Raw genomic sequence first — 19960 nt, 5'->3', positions numbered from 1 at the left:
CTGCTAATTTACTAACTTTGTAACAAATCTATTTAAAACAAAATGGGTACAGAAATAAAACTCAAAGGTGACAAGGTCATCGAACAGATTCCTTCTATAAAAGACAAAGCGTTACGCATTAATTTAAACGAGAATATTTACGGAACATTTGCTGAAATTGGTGCTGGACAAGAGACTGTTAGACACTTTTTCAGATCCGGAGGTTCATCGGGAACAATAGCTAAAGCAATGTCTGCTTACGATAAAGATTTTAGCGATGCCGTTTACGGTTCTGAAAATGACGGAAGATATGTTACCGAAGAGCGATTAAAAAAAATGCTTACCCACGAAGGGCAAATTATCGAGGAGCGTTTAAGTCGTGAAAAACACCCTACAAAACTTTTCTTTAGTTATGCCAATACTGTCGCCACGATAGATTTTGCAAAACAATTTAAAGGTCACGGTTGGGTTGGAATTAGATACCAAATTGAACCAGACGAAGCTTACAACGAAATTATCCTTCACATTCGTTTTAAAGAAACCGACGCAAGATTACAACAAGAAACACTTGGAATTTTAGGTGTAAACTTAATTTACGGTGCTTTTTACAAATACAACGATCCAAAACGATTACTTCGTTATTTATACGATCACTTAGACAAAGATCAATTAGAGATCGACACCATTAACTTTTCGGGACCTCGTTTTGCTGACGTTGACAACCGTTTGATGAGTTTACAATTGGTTAAAAACGGAATGACTGATGCCGTAATGTTTAATCCAGAAGGAAAAAATATTTTACCTGCTGCGATTTTATACAAAAAGAACCTTTTAGCATTAAGAGGAAGTTTTCGCCCAGTTACAAAAGTAAATATGGATATGTATGAGAAATCACTAAAAATGTTTCTCAATGAAAATAAGGTTGAAAAAAGCAACACATTAGTTATTTTCGAAATCACTCTTTCGAATTTACGCTCTGATGGAGAAATCGATGAACGCGATTTTATGGACAGAGCCGAATTACTTTGTTCTCTTGGCCAAACTGTTATGATTTCTAATTTCCAAGAATATTATAAAGTAGTTGAATATTTCGCCAATTATACCAAAGCCCGCATGGGATTAGCAATGGGTGTAAACAACCTTGTTGATATTTTTGACGAGAAATATTACCGTCATTTAAGTGGTGGAATTCTGGAAGCTTTCGGAAAATTATTCTATCGCGACATGAAGGTTTTCTTGTATCCGATGTTAGATGAAGATGGAAGTTTGATGAATTCTAACAATTTGAAGGTTCATCCTAGAATGAAAGAATTGTACAAATTCTTTAAATTCAACGGAAAAGTAGTCGATATTGAAGACTATGATCCAAATATTCTAGAAGTATTCTCTAGAGAAGTTTTAAAAATGATTAATCAAGGTAAAACAGGATGGGAACCAATGCTTCCTCCTGGAATTCCAGAAATTATAAAAGAACATCATCTTTTTGGATATCATCCGCAGAAAGAATTAGAACAAAATACGTAATAAAAAAGTCCCTTTATTGGGACTTTTTTTTTGTTTCAAGTTTTCCTAGTTTCAGGTTTCAGGTTTTGAACTGAGTGTTTTTTTAACGCAAAGTTCGCTAAGTTTTTTCGCAAAGCTCGCAGAGAAATTACATAAAGCTTTGTTAAAAGTTTTTTTAAGTCCTCAAAGTAGTATAATCAATACTTATAAACTTTGAGAACTTAAAAAAACTTTAATTGAAATTGTAAAACTTTGCGAGCTTTGCGAAAAAACTTAGCGAACTTTGCGTTAAAACTAAGTCCCAACAGGAAACTTGAAACAAAAACAAGCTATTTCAAAATCTGCGAAGCGTGTTCTTTTGTTTTTACTTTTTCGATTACCTCTTCGATAATTCCTTTTTCGTCGATTACGAAAGTTGTTCTATGGATTCCGTCGTATTCTTTTCCCATAAACTTTTTTGGTCCCCAAACTCCAAACGCATTGATAACTGACTTATCTTCGTCGGCAAGTAACGGAAAAGGAAATTCGTATTTGTCTTTAAATTTAGATTGTGCTTTTGCACTGTCTGCACTTACTCCTAAAAGTTCGTAATTATTGGCTTTAAAACGTTCGAAATTATCTCTTAAATCACATGCTTCGGCTGTACAACCTGGCGTGCTTGCTTTTGGATAAAAGAAAACAACTAGCTTTTTTCCTGCGTAATCTGCTAGTTTATGTGTTTTTCCGTCTTGATCTGTTCCTGAAAAATTTGGCGCTTTATCTCCTACTTTTAATGTTGTCATATCTCTATAAATTGTTAATTATTATTTTTTGCCCCAGATTGCAGTGAAAACCCCGGAATTATGATAGTTTACATTTTTTGTATTTAAAAATGTTACTAGCATAATGAGGAGTTAAAACGGAAAGCTGGATTAGGCACATCATCAAAATTATACTATTTTTACGGGATTAAAAAAACAAAAATGAATAAAGAAGCTCGTGTACAATTTGTTATTGATACTTTAAAAGAACTCTACCCTACTATACCTGTTCCATTAGATCATAAAGATCCTTATACTTTATTAATTGCCGTTTTACTTTCTGCTCAATGTACTGATGTTCGCGTGAACCAAATCACTCCTTTGCTGTTTGCAAAAGCCGATAATCCGTACGACATGGTGAAAATGTCTGTGGAAGAAATTAAAGAAATTATTCGTCCTTGCGGTTTATCGCCAATGAAATCGAAAGGAATTTATGGTTTATCTGAAATTTTGATTGAAAAATATAATGGAGAAGTTCCGCAGAGTTTTGAAGCGCTCGAAGCTTTACCTGCCGTTGGACATAAAACAGCAAGCGTTGTAATGTCGCAAGCTTTTGGAGTTCCTGCTTTTCCCGTTGACACGCATATTCACAGATTAATGTATAGATGGAATTTATCGAATGGCAAAAATGTTGCTCAAACCGAAAAAGATGCTAAGAGATTATTTCCTAGAGATTTATGGAATGATTTGCATCTCCAGATTATTTGGTACGGAAGAGAATATTCGCCTGCTCGCGGTTGGAGTCTTGAAAAAGATATTATTACCAAAACAATTGGAAAAAAATCAATTATTGAAGAAATGGAAAAAGCTTCTGTGATTTCAAAAAATAAGGCGCAAAAGTAATTTGCGCCTTATTTTTTTTGATTTATATTTTGAAAATTATCTTGATGCTTTTAACGCATTATATTCAGTAGTCATATCTAAAGATCTATAAACACCTAATAATGTTTTTGTTGCATCTTCGTTTTTAGGTTCAAGTGTCAAAACTTTTTTAAGATACGGAATCGCACTTCTTGTTACATCGTCTTTTTGAGCATTCAATTTATCGTACTTTTTCATTTCTGAAGGAGTCGTTCCTAAAGTTGAAATTTCATCTGCTATATCTCTCTTTATCTGCAATTTAAGATAAGCTAAATTAATATAAGCATCGATGTAATTAGGATTTAACTCTAAAACCGAATTATAAGTTGACTCTGCTTTTAGATAATCTTTTTTCTCCATATAAGAATAAGCTAAATTACTTATAACTTCAATCTTTTTTGAAGGAACCGTTTCTGTTCTTGGTTTATCATAAAGTCCTTGCTGAATAGCCGATTCTCTAGCTTTTGGAGAAGTAAATCTATCTTCTTCTTTAGTTTTTTTGTTGCTTGCGAAATATAAAACTCCTTTTCCTGAATAATTAATTTTCTTTAAAAGTTCGTAATACATAACTGCGGAATTGTAATCTTTTGCATTAATAGATGAAGACGCAGCGTTGTATAAATTTAAAGTGTCTTTTTTGTCAAATAAATACACTTTATAACTTTTCTCAGCACTTTCTTTAAATCGACCTGCTTTAAAATCTGCCATCGCACCGTTTACCAAACTACCTTTCATGTCTTTTAAAGCCATATTTGCTTTTACGGTAGATTTGTATTTTCCAGACTCATTTTCATATAAAAAAACATCTTGATAAGCCTGAGATGCTAATGTAAAATTATTGACAGCATCTATATCTTTTGTAGCAAGATCTTTATAAACATTTCCTTTTAAGAAATAATAGTCTGATTTGTCTTCATCGGAAGCATTAAGGATTAGATATTCTGCTTTCTTTAAAATCGCCAAAGATTCCTGGCTTTTTCCTTTATCATACAAAGATTGTGCTTCCTTGATTTGTTCTTTTTGGGCAAAAGCACCCATACTAATCATAAACAAGCATGATAGCATTCTAATGTTCTCTTTCATTTTGCGGTTAAGTTTTGGTTGATTAAATGATTTCTTTTTGTTTTTGAGGCATCAATTCCAGATAGTAACTTTAAATTATACTGAAATTAATAGACACATAAATATCTGCTGGTTTAAATATTTTCTGCGTAAAATCAAATAAAGATCAACTTAACAGCGGAGGGTAATTTTTCATCATAAATAATCTGGTTTTGGTTAAGTATTTAATTATTAATTCATTGGTTATTCAAATCATACTCTTTAAAAAATAGCTAATTAAAGAAAAAAGGATTTAATAGCTTTTTTAATGAATAATAGATTAGTTTTTAACTAAAATAAAATTAAAAACTAAATAAACACACAAAATCGAATCTAATTATTAAATTTTAACAAAACTTAGAAAAAATAGCATAAAAAACTTATAAAAAAATTATCTAGAGAAAAACATTTTTTTTAGCTGAAAAATGTAAAAAGACAATTCTAAAATTATAAACAAAAAAACTCACTATTAGTACGAATACAAATAGTGAGTATGTCAGCCAAAACGACCATTTGGCTATATTTTTAATAAACCTCCGACTTAAATAGTGAGTGGTTTAATTAGCTATGATCTCGAAACTTTTATCTTCAACCTTAACTACAGTTAAAGCTTGAGAATAGTTTAAAATAAAAGAAACAACTTCTTTTTTAGGTTTAAGATCTTTAGAAGCTAATGCTTTTTTTGAGTAAATTTTCGCCATACTTTCAAAATGATTTATATTAGTATAACGAGCTTATTATCAAAATAGTATTAGTTGGTTAAAATAATTTGATGTTTATCAATTATTTTTCTCAAATTCATAAGAGCGTAACGCATTCTTCCCAATGCAGTATTGATACTTACGCCTGTAATTTCAGAGATTTCTTTAAAGCTCATATCTTGATACATACGCATTACTAAAACCTCTTTTTGATCTTCTGGAAGCTCTTCTACTAACTTTTTCAAATCAACTTCTACTTGATCTACAATCATTTTGCCTTCAATTGTTAGTGAATCGTCAGACATTATAGAGAAAATAGAAAATTCTTCTGTTTCTCTATACATAGGCATTTTTTTAGTTTTTCTAAAATGATCTACGATTAAGTTATGAGAAATACGCATAACCCAAGGCAAAAATTTACCTTCTTCGTTATAAGAATTGCTTTTTAAAGTTTTGATTACTTTAATAAAAGTATCTTGAAAAATATCATTTGAAATATCTCTATCGGCAATCTTAGAATATATAAAACCATATATCTTAGATTCATGCCTTTTTATTAATGTTGCAAGGGCCGCCTCATTGCCTTCAACATAATTTTTAACCAATAGAGCGTCTGGAGTATGCAGATCAGCCATAATAACTACTTTTTTTAGTTTGTGTTTAAAAATTTGGAGTAAATTTTCTAAAAAGTAGTTTTCTTAAATAGGCTTTTCTTTTTTATGAGTTATAATAATGTTCTGGCCAAATTTAACAAATATTTATTTTAAAAACCAAATTAATTCAGTAATAATTGTGCTAAAAATATTTAATAATCTAAAATAAACTTAAACTTTACATACAAAAGCCCCAAAAACATTCATAAAATTCTTAAAATTAACTCTGTTATTAAATTTATTCTAATAAAATTAAATCATAAAATAGTGGCGTTTTTTCCTTTAATTTCGGCATTTGATTAAGTCTATATAATTATTTTCCAGAATAAAATAGTTATTATTTGGAACTAAATCCATAACAAAATCCTCCTTGAAATTGATTACTTTTGTAAAAATTGACTTTTTTATGCAAATTGATCTTTCTAAAATAGACCCAAAATCAAATATTATAATAAAAGGAGCACAAGTACATAATTTAAAAAATGTAGATGTGGTTATTCCTCGAAACAAACTTGTTGTTATAACAGGTCTTTCGGGATCTGGAAAATCGAGTTTAGCTTTTGATACTTTATATGCCGAAGGGCAACGACGTTATGTAGAGAGTTTGTCTTCTTATGCTCGTCAGTTTTTAGGTCGTTTAGACAAACCAAAAGTAGAATACATAAAGGGTATTGCTCCGGCAATTGCAATTGAGCAAAAAGTTAATACAACAAATGCACGTTCAACTGTTGGAACTTCTACCGAAATTTACGATTACATTAAACTTTTATTCGCTAGAATTGGGCGCACTTACTCGCCAATTTCTGGACAAGAGGTTAAAAAAAATACGGTAACAGATGTTATTTCTGATGTAAAAACTCTAGAAATAGACAGCAAATGGTTGCTGCTTGCTCCTATTCATTTAGAAGAAGGAAGACAGCTAGAAGACAAACTGAAAGTACTATTGCAACAAGGATTTGCGCGTATTTTGGTCGATAACGAAATGGTTCGTTTAGATGAATTTAATGCTTCAGATTTACATCAATTTGATAATAAAGATATTTTATTGATTATAGATCGTATTGTTGTAAAAGAGGAAGAAGAATTCTACAATCGTCTTGCCGACGCTGTTCAAACTGCTTTTTTTGAAGGAAAAGGAATTGCTTTTTTACAAGAACTGAATGGCGAAAAAAGATTTTCGTATTCTAATAAATTTGAACTCGACGGAATCACCTTTTTAGAACCAAATGTCCATTTATTCAGCTTCAATAATCCTTACGGAGCTTGCCCTGTTTGCGAAGGTTACGGAAATATAATCGGAATTGATGCAGATCTCGTGGTTCCGAATACTTCATTATCTATTTTCGAAAGCGCTATTTATCCTTGGCGTGGCGAGAGTATGAGTTGGTATAAAGATGAATTTGTTAAACATGCTTATAAGTTTGATTTTCCAATTCACAAACCATATTTTCAATTAACTGAAGAACAAAAAGATTTAATTTGGACTGGAAATCAATATTTTCAGGGTTTAAATGATTTCTTTAGAGAATTAGAAGAAAAAAATTATAAGATTCAAAATCGTGTAATGTTATCGCGCTATCGCGGAAAAACTAAATGTCACGTCTGTAAAGGCAAACGTCTTCGCGAAGAGGCTTCATACGTAAAAATCAACGGAAAAACTGTTTCAGATTTAGTCGATTTACCGATTAAACATTTAGTTACATTCTTTAAAAATATTGAATTGAACGTTTACGAAAAGCAAATCGCAAAACGTTTAATGGTTGAAATTAATAATCGTTTGTCATTTTTAACCGAAGTTGGCCTAGATTATCTTACTTTGAATAGAAATTCTGCTACACTTTCCGGAGGAGAATCGCAGCGTATTAATCTTGCAACTTCTTTAGGAAGCAGTTTGGTTGGCTCTATGTACATTTTAGATGAGCCAAGTATTGGTTTGCATCCGAAAGATTCTGAAAGATTGATCAAAGTTTTGCTTTCTCTTCGCGATTTAGGAAATACCGTTATTGTAGTTGAACACGATGAAGACATCATGAAAGCTGCTGATATGATTATTGATATCGGTCCTGAAGCTGGAACTTTTGGAGGAAAACTAGTCGCTCAGGGAACTTATGATGAAATTTTAAAATCTGATTCATTAACAGCTAAATATTTAAATGGTGATTTAGAAATTACTGTCCCGAAGAAAAGAAGAAAATTCAAAAATCATATTGATATTGTTGGCGCACGCGAAAACAACTTAAAAAATATTGATGTTACTTTTCCTTTAGATGTTTTAACCGTTGTTACAGGTGTATCAGGAAGTGGAAAAAGTACCTTAATTAAGAAAATTTTATTTCCTGCAATGCAGAAAAAGCTGGAAAGTGCCTCTGAAAAAGCGGGACAGTTTACAGAGCTAAAAGGTTCGTTTTCTCAAATCAAACATATCGAGTATGTAGACCAAAATCCGATTGGAAGAAGTTCTAGATCGAATCCTGTAACTTACATAAAAGCTTACGATGACATTCGTGATTTATATGCCAAAGAAAAATTATCGAAAATAAGAGGCTATCAAGCCAAACATTTCTCTTTTAATGTCGACGGAGGCAGATGTGAAACTTGTAAAGGAGAAGGCTCTATAAACGTCGAAATGGTCTTTATGGCAGATGTTTCATTACCTTGTGAAACTTGTGGAGGAAAACGATTTAAAAAAGAAATTTTAGAAGTTACTTTTGATAATAAAAACATCAACGACATTCTAACAATGACAATTGATGATTCGATTGCTTTTTTCGAAAAAAACAAACAATCAAAAATTACACAAAAATTACAGCCTCTTCAAGATGTTGGTCTTGGTTATGTGCAATTAGGTCAATCTTCTTCTACCCTTTCTGGAGGCGAAGCACAACGTATTAAATTGGCTTCTTTTCTAGTAAAAGGCGCAACAAAAGAAAAAGCTTTATTTGTATTCGACGAACCAACAACGGGACTTCATTTTCATGATATTAAAAAGCTTTTAGCTTCTTTTGACGCTTTAATCGAAAAAGGGCATTCTATTATTGTTATCGAGCATAATCTTGATTTAATAAAATGTGCCGATTGGATTCTGGATCTTGGACCTGAAGGTGGTGAAAATGGGGGTTATTTACTGGCTTCTGGAACTCCAGAAGATATTGTAAAAGTAAAAGACTCAGTAACTGGAATTTATTTAAAGGATAAATTATAAATTTTCTTTCTTTCTAAAAATAATTAAGCCATAAATACAATTGATTAGTTTGTATTTATGGCTTTTATTATTTTATTCTTCATTATTTAAGCTACGAGACATCTTTCTTCAAATGGAAAACCGTCTTCATCAATAGCTACTAAAATCTTTTTCTGTTTTGAAGCCTCAAAAGTTAAATATAGCCATGCGAACGACCACAAACCGAGAGTTAAACAAAAAATCATGAAATTTAAACTGTGGTTAACCACTTTCCCTCCTTTAGATAAAACTGCAAAAAGCAACTTATCATTTCTTTCTTCCAGCGTAAACCCCTTATGAACTTTGTTTGAGATCATATTGGAAAATACCTGCATGCTTTGTTCATGGCTAAGATGATTGTCCTTCATAATTATTACTCTACAATTAATTCTAAATTACACTTTCATTTGTAATTTCTTGCAAAAATACCCATTTCTAAATAATAAAAAAATACCTACAATTATAGATTTTGTTAGAAAAAAACAGGCTATTACAACAAACTACTGATAACTTTTCATGTTAAAGTTAATTTTAATTCGATTAATTACAAAATAATCAGGTGTTAAAATTTTAAATTTAATCGCTATTTTTCAATTAGTTAACTTTAAGCTTTCTAGATTACAGAAGTTATAATTTATCGTTACTTTTTTCGTCCGATTGCACGGTGGAAGCATTTCCGTCTCGTAAAGCACTATAATGTGGAGACATAATTTCGATTCCAGCCGCATTAAATGAGTCTTGAATATTCTGATGAAGAGATGAATATATCCTTGGCTGCTTTGTAGGTTCTTTTGTATAGACATTAATTTGGTACGAAACATAAAAATCATCCAAACTTGTTTGAAGCACAAATGGTTTTGGTTCTTTTTCAATCATTTCTGTTTTTAAAGCTGCATCAATTAAAGCTTTATGAATGGCTGTCCACGGAACGTCGTAACCAATTGATACTGTAGTATGAATTAATAATCCGTTTGTAGATTGCTGTGTATTTGCCGAATAATTTGTAGAAGTACTAGACAAAACTGTAGCATTCGGAATTGTAATATCTTCAAATTTAGGCGTTCTAATTCTAGTAACTAAAGCTGTTTTTTCTATTACCTCTCCACTTACATCGCCAATTTTTATGTAATCTCCGATTTTAAACGGACGCATATATGTAATGACCAAACCTGCCACCATATTTGCAATTGCGTTTGAAGAACCAAGCGAAAATAAAACACCTACAAATACAGATACGCCTTTAAATATCGAAGAATCAGATCCTGGCAAATAAGGAAATATAATTACTAACATAAAAGCATACATTAATAAGCGGATGATATTGAATGTAGGCAAAGCCCAATCGCTGTAAAATCCATCTATTTTAATGTTTTCTGATTTTATTTCATAAAAGAAAAATTTGATCAATTTTAATGCATATCTAAAAATGATGATGATTACAATAATGGTTATTAAACTCGGTAAAAAATCAACAAGTCCCATTAAAACTGATTTCGCTGGTGTTAATATCCACTGAAGCAATGTTGTTGTATATTCTTTTGTTGCCGGAAAAATGCTAAATAAAACAGGCAGAGATAGATAAACAATAAAAATTAGAGTTATCGTTTTTATAAATCCGAAAAGACGAAGAAATATAAATTGCTGTTTTTGTGGAGATAATATTTTTATAGAATTATAACTAACTCCTTTGAAATATCGTGCTTTGTTTTTAATGATATATTTTTTGAGCAAATTAAAAAGTTTCCCCGCCAAAAATAAAACCAAACTAATTATAAGGATTAACAATGCCGTATATCCAATTCGTTTTGGCAATTGCGAATAATTTTCATTCTGATAAATAATAGCCCTTTTAATTAATGCTAAATTACGTTTAGCAATAAAAGACATTGAAGCATTTTCTGCGTTTGCATCTGCTTTTAAAACAGACATTATTACCAAATCGTTTTTGTAAACAATATCTAGAGAAACATCAGAAGGAACTATAATTACAGAATCTTTCTCAAAAAAAGACTCTTCATAAAGCTTTTTAATTTTATTCGAAATATAATTAGCCCGCTCTTTAGCCGAAAAAGATCCTACATTAGTATAAACTAAAAAAAGTGTGTCTTTAAACGGACTAACCGGATAACCTTTGAGTTTTATTGGCGTAACTGATTTATCTAAAATCTGCTTATCATTTGTTTGAGCAAATATTAATGACGAAGAAAATATAAGAAAGAACCCTAATAAACTAAGTATTTTTATTTTCATATTCTATTAGAAATAAATTAGTTATCCTTTCTAACAAATATAAAAACAAAAAAGCTACGATTTTAAATTACTTTCAATTTTCGGTAAAATCTTACTTATATTTTAATTCCTATTTTTTTTAAAACAGAATCAATCACGTTATTAATATCTGTCGAAATCTTGAATTTATAATTCAAATAAACATATAGAATAGTAACCAAAATGGATTTTAAAGCTATACTAATTAATTGGAAAAATGGAAATTCCCAAAAATAAAATACCAAAAATAAAGCAAAAGTTAAAACCATTGAATGAATAGTCTGCTTTGTAAATGGATATAAATGAAGTTTTTTAACGACAAAAAGGAGTTTAGCCAAACTATACAAAGTAATAGATAAAAGCGTTGCAAACGCAGAACCGAAAATTCCAAAAATTGGAATAAAAATCATATTTAGCACAATTGTTAAAACAACCAACATTAGTCCTAAATACAACACCATTCTGTAATATTTGGTATTAAAAATAATCGCATTATTGTTTCCTAAAATTAAATCAAAATATTTAGAAAGACCAATCATAAATACTACAGAAATTCCGCCGCTATATTCTTTCGGAACTAATTCATATAATTGATTAATATTTACAAAAATGCAAAGCATTACAAAACCACCAACCATTTGAAGGTTAATAGATGTTTTTTTATAAAGTTCATTTAATTCGTCATGTTTGTTTTCATGCATTAATTTTGCAGTAATTGGATAAACAATTTGATGCATGGCACGACTTGGAACTGAAATGACTAATGCTATATAAGTTGCAACCGAATAGAACGCAATATTATCAATAATCATATATTGATTTAATATCATTTTATCTCCATCTAAAAGTAAATTGGCAACACTTCCAGACAAAATAATATAAAATGAATAAACTAATATATCTTTTGCATTCTTTGGTTTTGAAATCTGAAAATGAGGTTTCTGAACACTAAAAGCATAAAACATAGTAACCAAAAAGGCTAAAAAATATAATCCTGCAGTTGCATATACAAATCCTTCGACACTCAGTACATCATAATAAACTGCTATCAATAGAAATAAAGAAAACAATCTCAGACCAATTTCTTTAACAAAATTTCCAAAGACAGAGTGCATATGAACGCGTGCCCAAGCATAAAAAATTTCGAAATATGCCATAGTTAACCCAATAAATGGGATAAGCCATATATAACTTTTAACAATTGCATTCTTTTTTGACAGAAAAAACAGGATTTCATCGTAAAAACAAAGTCCAATTAATAATAGCGGAATTATTAAGATAATGGGAAACAAAACCGTAAAAGATAAAAATTGAGATTTTTCTTCTTCGGTTTTATATTGAGAATAAAACTTCACCAATGTATTTTGCATTCCGATAGCAAACAAGGGCATTATAACATTAGCACTTGAAGTTATATAGTTTGTCAATCCATAAAAAGTTGCTCCAAGAAAAATTGGATACAAATAAAGTGTGTTAATGGCTCCGATACCAAAACCAATATAAGTAATAATTGTATTTTTAAAAGACTGATTTAAGACAACACCCATGTTTGGATTTCTGAATTTAGAATTTAGATTTTAGATTTTTACAATCTATGATTTACTAATCAGCTGTGCTAATTGCTTGGTTAGATTTTTTCTTGAATATTGCTGTAAACCAATTCCATGTGATTGCAATTTTCCTTCCAAAAACTGATTAAAAAAGTCCAAAATTACACTTTTTAGTTTCGCTTTTTCAGAATAATCAAAAAATACTCCAGTATTTGTTTGCGTTACAATATCTGCAAAATCAGAACCTTGCGGTCCAATTGCAATTATTGGACGGTTTGAAACCATGTATTCAAATAATTTACCAGGAATAATGCTTTTCGTATCTTCCGAATTAATTTCAATCAAAAGTAAAACCTGAGATTTTCTTTGATGTGCAACTGCTTCTTTATGAGAAACGTAACCTACTAAATTTAAATATTCATTTAGTTTATGCTCTTTTATCGCATCTAAAACTTCTTGACTTACAGCGCCAATTAATTTAATTTCTAAATGAGATTTAAACTCAGGAACTTCTTGCAGTAATTCGACCAAAACTTCCCATAAAAATGGCGGATTTCGATCGGACAAAAATGAGCCAATATGTGCTAAAGTAAATTTTTTATCTAAAGTCTGTTTTTCAACAGTTTCAACGTCGTAACCATTTGTAATTACAGTAATTGGTTTATCTGTAATTGCTTCAAATTCTGTTTTTGTTGTTTTGCTTGTTACAATGATTTCATCAGCAGAATTAAGTACTTTATGTTCTAAATTCTTATGTTTTTTTTCAGCATACGAAGATAAACGAAGCGCTTTATGATACCCAATTGTTGTCCAAGGATCACGGAAATCAGCAAACCATTTTACATTTAGTTTTTGCTGTAATTCTAAACCAATTAAATGCAGACTATGCGGCGGTCCAGAAGTAACAATAGTATTAATATTATTTTCTTTAATGTATTTCTCAAGATAAGAAACAGAAGGTTTTACCCAAAAGACGCGAGCATCTGGAATAAAAAGATTTCCGCGAACCCAAAGAAAAGTTTTATCTAAAAAAGTTTGTTTTTTCTTTTGTGGAAAAATTCCAGAACTGATTTTTTTTGTTTTATTTTTTGAAAAAATAGAAGCCAATTGATAAGGTTCCCAAATTTTATTCTTTAAAACAATAACTTTATCTGAAATTTCGCTTACTAAACCTTCATCAACAATTGGATAAGTTGGATTTTCCGGAACATAAACAATTGGCTGTACATCAAACTCTGGCAAATATTTTACAAATTTTAACCAACGTTGTACACCAGGCCCACCCGCAGGCGGAAAATAATAGGTAATTATTAAGAGTTTTTTTTGTTCCAAGGAAAATGTGTTTACTATTTAAAAGTGCAAATTTAGAATTTTGAAGTTCTAGACTTCTCTTTTCTTTTTAGAATTTCTACTTTCAAAAAAGATTCCACCACCTAAAAGCAATAACATTCCAATTGAACTCATTAAAGTAATTGTTCCACCAGTTTTAACAACCTGTGGCTCAAATTTAAATTCAATTTCTTTTGTTCCTCCCGGAACTTCCATTGCTCTTAAAACATAGTCAACTGGGAAATGATCTGACAATTTACCATCAATGTAGGCATTCCAGCCATTTTTGTAGTATATCTCAGAAAAAACAGCTAAACCATCTTTCTCACTGTTAACTTTATATTTAATATAATTTGGTTTGTACGTAACCACTTTAATTGTTCCTGTTGTATCAAAAGCTTTCTTTAATCTCGCATTTTGAAATTTACTTTCATGATCATGAACATTAAAAACAGCTACATTTTTAGTATCAATAGTATTTAAAGCTTTCATTACATCATCTGGCTTGTTTACCAATTTTACAGAACTCACAAACCAAGCATTTCCATTAGCGTCTGGATTAATTGTTGGAATTTCTTTTCCTTCTTTATCGGTTTGAATAACATACTTAACATTCAACATATTAAGTATTTCAAGATTATTTTTAGCAATCTGATAATCAAAAAGCTGTTGCATTCTACGAGGTTTTGCCGCATGATAACCGCCTATAGAACTATGAAAATAAGATGCTCTTGCACTCGACATATTTCCGTTTACTTCAAAAACTCTATAATGTGTAGTGTCTTTCAAAATCTCTGCATCAGCGGGCGTTTCCTGAAAAGGAGCCGCAATTTGAACTGGACTCACAAAATCTTTAGCAGAAACGTATTTTTTATCAACAAAGAACAAATCAAAAATCATTATAATACCAACGATAATTAATGTTGTAGTTTGAGAAAATTTATTTTTAATGAATAACCAAAGTACTCCAAAAGTAATAACAATAAGAAAACCTGAACGCAATAAATCTGCATAGTACATTGTCATTCGGTCTTCTTTTAGCGCATCAACGAAATCTGGTCCGTAACTTTCCATGAAATATTGATCGCTGCTTCCAGAAAAATGGAAAAATCCTTTAGCAATAGCTAAAATCAAAATTACTCCAATTCCAAAAACTCCTGTCTGTACAAGTGCTTTTTGCTGTAATTTCGGCTCATCTTTCGCTTTAAAAAACGATTGGATTCCCATAACTGCTAAAACTGGAAAACATAATTCTAGAATTACTTGAATAGAAGATACAGCTCTAAACTTATCGTACATTGGCACGTAGTCTATAAAAAAGTCAGTCAGTAACGAAAAGTTTTTTCCCCAAGAAAGCACTAATGAAAATAATGCTCCTCCTAAGAAGACATATTTAATTTTTCGGTCATCTATAAATAGTGCCAAAACTGCTAAAAAGAATACAACTGCACCAATGTATGCTGGAGCAGCAACGATAGGTTGGTCTCCCCAATAAGTTGGCATTCCTGAAGCATATTCTTGCGCTTGAGATGGAGAAGCTCCTTTTTCTATAAAGAAAGAATACATTCTGCTATCTGTACCTAAATTTTCGTGATTTGAACCTCCAAAAAGTCTAGGCGCAATAAGATTGAAACTTTCTGCAATTCCGTAACTGTACTCCGTAATATATTCGCGGCTTAAAGCGTTTTCATTTGTCTTTTTAGTTCCATCTGGATTAAAAGTCAATTCGCTATTGCTTCGAGTACTAAACTTTGCATATTCACTTGTCGCTAATAAATTTCCTGCATTCGCTCCAATTGCAAAAATTCCAGCTATAATTAAAGTTCCGCTTGAAATTAAAAGACCTTTATAATCTTTTTCTTTTATAAAATTGAAGGCAAAATAACCAGAAAGTATCAATAAGAAAATCAATAAATAATAGGTCATCTGAAAGTGATTAGCACTAATTTCTAATGCCACGGCAAACATAGTGAGCAAACCGCCCCAAATGTATTTTTTCTGAAAAACCAATATAAATCCAGCAATTACTAAAGGCATGTAAGCAATAGCATGCGCTTTGGCATTATGACCAACTCCTAAAATAATGATTAAATAAGTTGAAAAACCAAATGCAATGGCGCCAATAAAACCCTTTAAAGGGTCTGTTTTTAAGACCAATAATAATCCATAAAAGCCTAAGAAATATAAAAATAAGTAATCTGCAGGCCTCGGAAGAAAGCGCAACACATCATCTATTTTACCCACAAAATCATTTGGATAATTTGCTCCAAGCTGATAAGTTGGCATACCGCCAAAAGCTGAATTTGTCCAATAAGGTTCTGCATTTTCTATCGCTCTAAAGTCATTTTGCTCTTTTGCCATTCCGGTGTATTGAGCAATATCTGACTGGAAAATTTGTTTTCCTTGCAGAACTGGATAAAAATAAATTAATGAAACAAGAATAAAGCCCAGAATAACAAGGGCATGCACGTAGAACTTATTTACTATTTTCAATTTTGGCTAGTTTGGGTTAAAATGAATCCTAAATTTTCAGGACACAAATCTAATCTATTTCTTCGTAATCAACATACTCTCCCACTTTTTTGGTCGCGCGCGGGTTTTTAGCATTAGCAGTATTAATGATTATTTCATCATTAGTGTTGTTATTGCGATTATTTTGATAAGTGTTACCTTGATTATACTGCTGTTGTCTTTGAAAATTTTCACTCGCATTTTCTACCGCTTTTTTAACCAATATTGGCAAAAAGATTCTAGCTAAAAATTTAAAAATGTAATAAAAAGCTATAACCCACATGATGGTTTTTAACAAACCTGAAAATGATGCTTCTTGCATAACTATATATTTTTTTCCAAAATTAATAAATCCATCGCTTAAAAATAAAATATGAATCTTAAATAAATAATAAAATATGTACATTTGAAATGCGTTATCACTTTCTAAACTTAAAAGAAAATTATGTTCAAAATTAAAAACTTACTTGCCCCGGTACTTTTTTTTATTCCACAACTGTTTTTTGCGCAATATACTGATGTAATTAATTCTAACCGTCCCGGAGAAACCATGTCGGCTTATGGTGTTGGAAAATCAGTAATTCAGGCCGAACTTGGTGTTTACGGCATTAAAGAAAAACACGATTTACTTAATTATGATGGCAGCGGTTTCGGAACCGATTTCTCTCTGAGATATGGTGCTTTTCTAGAAAAATTAGAATTTATATTAGATGTTCAGTATCAAGCAGCTAATTATGACACGCCATATACAAGTTACAAGAAAAACAATTTCAGACAAACTGTTCTTGGTGCAAAATATTTGATTTATGATCCTTATAAAAACAAAAGAGAAGTAAACATTTACAGCTATAAAGCCAATCATAGTTTTAATTGGCGTGAATTAATTCCTGCTGTTTCTGTATTTGCAGGAGCTAATTTTGTTGGCGCAGATAATCCTTATTATTTTTCTCCAGATGGCGCAATTTCACCTAAAATCTCTCTTATTACACAAAATTTATTTGGAGGCGGAAGATGGGTTTTTGTAACCAATATTATTGCAGATTACATCGGAACAGATTACCCAAGTTATGGATATGTGTTAACTTTGACACACGGATTTAACGAAAGATGGTCAGGTTTTATTGAAAATCAAGGTTATAAAAGCGATTTCTACAGCGATGCGATAGTTCGAGGTGGTGCTGCTTATTTGCTTTCTCCAAACATGCAGGTTGATGCTTCTATAAGTACAAACTTTAAAAACACACCATCAATTTTATATGGAGGTGTTGGAGTATCTTGGCGTTATGATGGTTGGTACAAAAACAGACAGGCGGCAAATAAGGCAGAGGAAAAAGCAAAAAAGAATACTGACAATGAGAAAAGCATTGATTATCAAGAAAAAGAAAGACAACGTAAAGCGAAATACGAATAATATTAAATAACCAAACACTCGAAAAGAGACTCTCAATACCACATTAATGATCACAATTAAAGAAGCCAAAAGCAAAAAAGAATTAACCGAATACATTAAATTCCCTTTTTCGCTGTACAAAGACAGTCCGTACTGGGTGCCGCCAATTATTGCAGATGAATTAGAATCTTTTGATAAAACGAAAAATCCCGCTTTTGATAATGCTGAAGCCTATTTCTACTTGGCTTACAGAGACAATCAGATTGTTGGCCGTATTACGGCTATCATTAATTGGTCTGAAGTAAATAATCAGCATAAGCGAAAAGTTCGTTTCGGCTGGTTTGATGTTATTGACGATGTTGAAGTTACAAAAGCACTTCTTGAAAAAGTATTCGAATTAGGAAGAAAGCATAATTTAGAACACGCTGAAGGTCCGATGGGATTTTCAAACCTAGACAAAGTTGGCGTTTTAACAGAAGGTTACGATCAAGTTGGAACAATGATTACTTGGTATAATCACCCGTATTATGTAACACATTTAGAGCAATTAGGATTTCAGGTTGAAAAACAATATATCGAAAGTATTTTTCCTTTTTCGAATGTAAAACCAGAATTTTTTCAAAAAGCACAAGCCTTAATCAAAAAGCGTTACGAATTAAGAGCCTTAAACTTTACAAAAACAAAAGACATTATGCCTCACGTAGACAAAATGTTTGATTTGTTTAATGAATCTTATGAAAAACTAGCTTCATTTGTAGCGATTTCTGATGTTCAAAAAGAATATTTTAAAAAGAAATACATCAGTTTCATCAATCCAGAATACATAAAATTTGTTGTTGATAAAGACGATAATTTAGTAGCTTTCAGTATTGTAATGCCAAGTTTTGTTGAAGCTTTACAGAAAATTAAAGGTAAATTATTTCCTTTTGGATTCCTTCAATTATTAAAAGCGAAAAAGCATAGTAAAGATGTTGTTTTTTACCTTATCGGAGTTCATCCTGATTATCAAAACAAAGGTGTAACGGCTATTATTTTTGATGAATACTTTAAAACGTTTTCAGCAAAAGGAATTCAGAATTGTATCAGAACTCCAGAATTATTAGAAAATAACGCAATTCATTTACTTTGGAAGAATTTTGATCCGAAAATTCATTGTCAGAGAAAAACGTATTTGAAGAATCTATAAATTAGTTTCAGTCGCAGTTTTAAGTATTCAGTTTAGCAATATGGTTTTAAAGAAGTCTTCAATAATTATTTGTGATAAATGTAAAAGTGAATTTTATGAAAACTCATCTCAAATGAAGAATTTGTGTCCTGAATGTGCACATTACTTATATGGCTATGGAAATTGCAAACACGAATTTAATAATAATCGTTGCTCTAAATGTCACTGGAACGGAAATTCAAGCAATTATATAAACAAACTTAAATCTAAAGATAAATTATAGCTTTTTTCAAAAATAAAAAAATCCATTCGCCCCCAAACGAATGGATTTTTTATTTTATAGATCTTATTACTCTACTTTGCAATCTACTTTTGCTAAAGTATTTTTTGCATCAAATTTCAGCTTCTTTTTGTCTTTAAAAGAAACTTTATCGTTGGCTTCTACAATATCTCCATATCCTTCAATAAAAGCGCCATCTTTCTGAAGAAAAACAACTTCTCTTACAGACGAAACGCCTTCTGAAGAAAATGTATAATCAGCAACTAAAGTATCGCCTTTCATGTTTCCAATAAGAGTTCCTTCGTTTTTATCTTTTCCTACCAAGTTATAACTTAGTTTTCCGTTTACTTCTTGATGAGAGTTAACATTAAAACTCATTTCAATAACGCTACCATTTAATCTCCAAGCATAACATTGATCTCCAGCAGGTTCTACAATTTCAGCTTCTTTTGGCGGACTTGGTGTAATTTGCACTGGTTCTGTCGTTGTTGTTTCTTTTTTACAAGAAACGAAAACAGCCAAAGCAATAACTGTTAGTGTTAGTACTTTCTTCATAATTTTTTATTTTTATTTTGTGATTTATTACATAAAGTTACCCTAAATAAAAAAAATCCATTCGCATAACGAATGGATTTTTTTACATAATTCC

At 30.9% G+C, this 19960-nt stretch carries 16 protein-coding genes; 5 read left to right on the top strand and 11 right to left on the bottom strand.

The window, feature by feature from the left end; translation table 11 throughout:
* Positions 1 to 42 precede the first annotated feature (42 nt).
* Entirely contained in the window at positions 43 to 1503 is a 1461-nt protein-coding gene (locus tag NYQ10_RS11775) for a TonB-dependent receptor (protein WP_289876524.1), read from the top strand.
* A gap of 308 nt (positions 1504 to 1811) precedes the next feature.
* On the opposite strand, the gene bcp is transcribed toward NYQ10_RS11775, so the two are convergent.
* Positions 1812 to 2264, bottom strand: a complete 453-nt coding sequence (gene bcp / locus NYQ10_RS11770) for a thioredoxin-dependent thiol peroxidase (RefSeq protein ID WP_289876522.1) — start codon at positions 2262 to 2264, stop codon at positions 1812 to 1814.
* Between the two features lie 180 nt (positions 2265 to 2444).
* Here bcp and NYQ10_RS11765 point away from each other — a divergent pair, with 180 nt between their 5' ends.
* Positions 2445 to 3125: an endonuclease III domain-containing protein gene (locus NYQ10_RS11765; protein ID WP_289876521.1), complete on the top strand. Its 681-nt coding sequence runs from the start codon at positions 2445 to 2447 to the stop codon at positions 3123 to 3125.
* A gap of 36 nt (positions 3126 to 3161) precedes the next feature.
* Here the strand turns inward: NYQ10_RS11765 and NYQ10_RS11760 are convergent, their stop codons facing one another.
* The 3 genes from NYQ10_RS11760 to NYQ10_RS11750 form a co-directional block, all read right to left on the bottom strand.
* A complete protein-coding gene (locus tag NYQ10_RS11760) occupies positions 3162 to 4226 on the bottom strand; it encodes a tetratricopeptide repeat protein (protein ID WP_289876520.1) in 1065 nt (354 codons plus the stop codon).
* A gap of 575 nt (positions 4227 to 4801) precedes the next feature.
* Positions 4802 to 4945, bottom strand: coding sequence for a hypothetical protein (locus NYQ10_RS11755; protein ID WP_289876519.1), 144 nt, complete (start codon positions 4943 to 4945; stop codon positions 4802 to 4804).
* A gap of 50 nt (positions 4946 to 4995) precedes the next feature.
* A complete protein-coding gene (locus NYQ10_RS11750) occupies positions 4996 to 5580 on the bottom strand; it encodes an RNA polymerase sigma factor (protein ID WP_289876518.1) in 585 nt (194 codons plus the stop codon).
* Positions 5581 to 6004: 424 nt separating this feature from the next.
* Here NYQ10_RS11750 and uvrA point away from each other — a divergent pair, with 424 nt between their 5' ends.
* Positions 6005 to 8800 carry an excinuclease ABC subunit UvrA gene (uvrA, locus tag NYQ10_RS11745; RefSeq protein WP_289876516.1) on the top strand — a complete coding sequence of 932 codons (2796 nt, stop codon included), beginning with the start codon at positions 6005 to 6007 and terminating at the stop codon, positions 8798 to 8800.
* A gap of 86 nt (positions 8801 to 8886) precedes the next feature.
* Here uvrA and NYQ10_RS11740 read toward each other — a convergent pair whose 3' ends face one another.
* From NYQ10_RS11740 to NYQ10_RS11715, 6 genes are all read right to left on the bottom strand, one after another.
* Positions 8887 to 9186, bottom strand: coding sequence for a hypothetical protein (locus tag NYQ10_RS11740; protein ID WP_223705319.1), 300 nt, complete (start codon positions 9184 to 9186; stop codon positions 8887 to 8889).
* Between the two features lie 259 nt (positions 9187 to 9445).
* A complete protein-coding gene (locus NYQ10_RS11735) occupies positions 9446 to 11068 on the bottom strand; it encodes a mechanosensitive ion channel family protein (protein WP_289876515.1) in 1623 nt (540 codons plus the stop codon).
* A gap of 95 nt (positions 11069 to 11163) precedes the next feature.
* Entirely contained in the window at positions 11164 to 12633 is a 1470-nt protein-coding gene (locus tag NYQ10_RS11730) for a lipopolysaccharide biosynthesis protein (protein WP_289876514.1), read from the bottom strand.
* A gap of 45 nt (positions 12634 to 12678) precedes the next feature.
* Entirely contained in the window at positions 12679 to 13968 is a 1290-nt protein-coding gene (locus NYQ10_RS11725; protein WP_289876513.1) for a glycosyltransferase family 4 protein, read from the bottom strand.
* Positions 13969 to 14016: 48 nt separating this feature from the next.
* Positions 14017 to 16458 (bottom strand): YfhO family protein, encoded by a 2442-nt coding sequence (locus NYQ10_RS11720; protein WP_289876512.1) that lies wholly within the window; start codon positions 16456 to 16458, stop codon positions 14017 to 14019.
* Between the two features lie 49 nt (positions 16459 to 16507).
* A complete protein-coding gene (locus NYQ10_RS11715) occupies positions 16508 to 16798 on the bottom strand; it encodes a DUF4834 family protein (protein ID WP_289876510.1) in 291 nt (96 codons plus the stop codon).
* 123 nt (positions 16799 to 16921) lie between these two features.
* Here NYQ10_RS11715 and NYQ10_RS11710 point away from each other — a divergent pair, with 123 nt between their 5' ends.
* Both NYQ10_RS11710 and NYQ10_RS11705 read left to right on the top strand, forming a co-directional pair.
* Positions 16922 to 17887 carry a transporter gene (locus tag NYQ10_RS11710; protein ID WP_289876509.1) on the top strand — a complete coding sequence of 322 codons (966 nt, stop codon included), beginning with the start codon at positions 16922 to 16924 and terminating at the stop codon, positions 17885 to 17887.
* Positions 17888 to 17933: 46 nt separating this feature from the next.
* Positions 17934 to 19052, top strand: coding sequence for a GTP cyclohydrolase (locus tag NYQ10_RS11705; RefSeq protein WP_289876508.1), 1119 nt, complete (start codon positions 17934 to 17936; stop codon positions 19050 to 19052).
* Positions 19053 to 19380: 328 nt separating this feature from the next.
* Here the strand turns inward: NYQ10_RS11705 and NYQ10_RS11700 are convergent, their stop codons facing one another.
* Positions 19381 to 19866 (bottom strand): hypothetical protein, encoded by a 486-nt coding sequence (locus NYQ10_RS11700; protein WP_289876507.1) that lies wholly within the window; start codon positions 19864 to 19866, stop codon positions 19381 to 19383.
* Positions 19867 to 19960 lie beyond the last annotated feature (94 nt).

Source organism: Flavobacterium johnsoniae (assembly GCF_030388325.1).
Lineage (GTDB): Bacteria > Bacteroidota > Bacteroidia > Flavobacteriales > Flavobacteriaceae > Flavobacterium > Flavobacterium johnsoniae_C.
The sequence above is the reverse complement of the archived record's forward strand: the minus strand, read 5'-3'. Positions and strand labels throughout refer to the sequence as shown.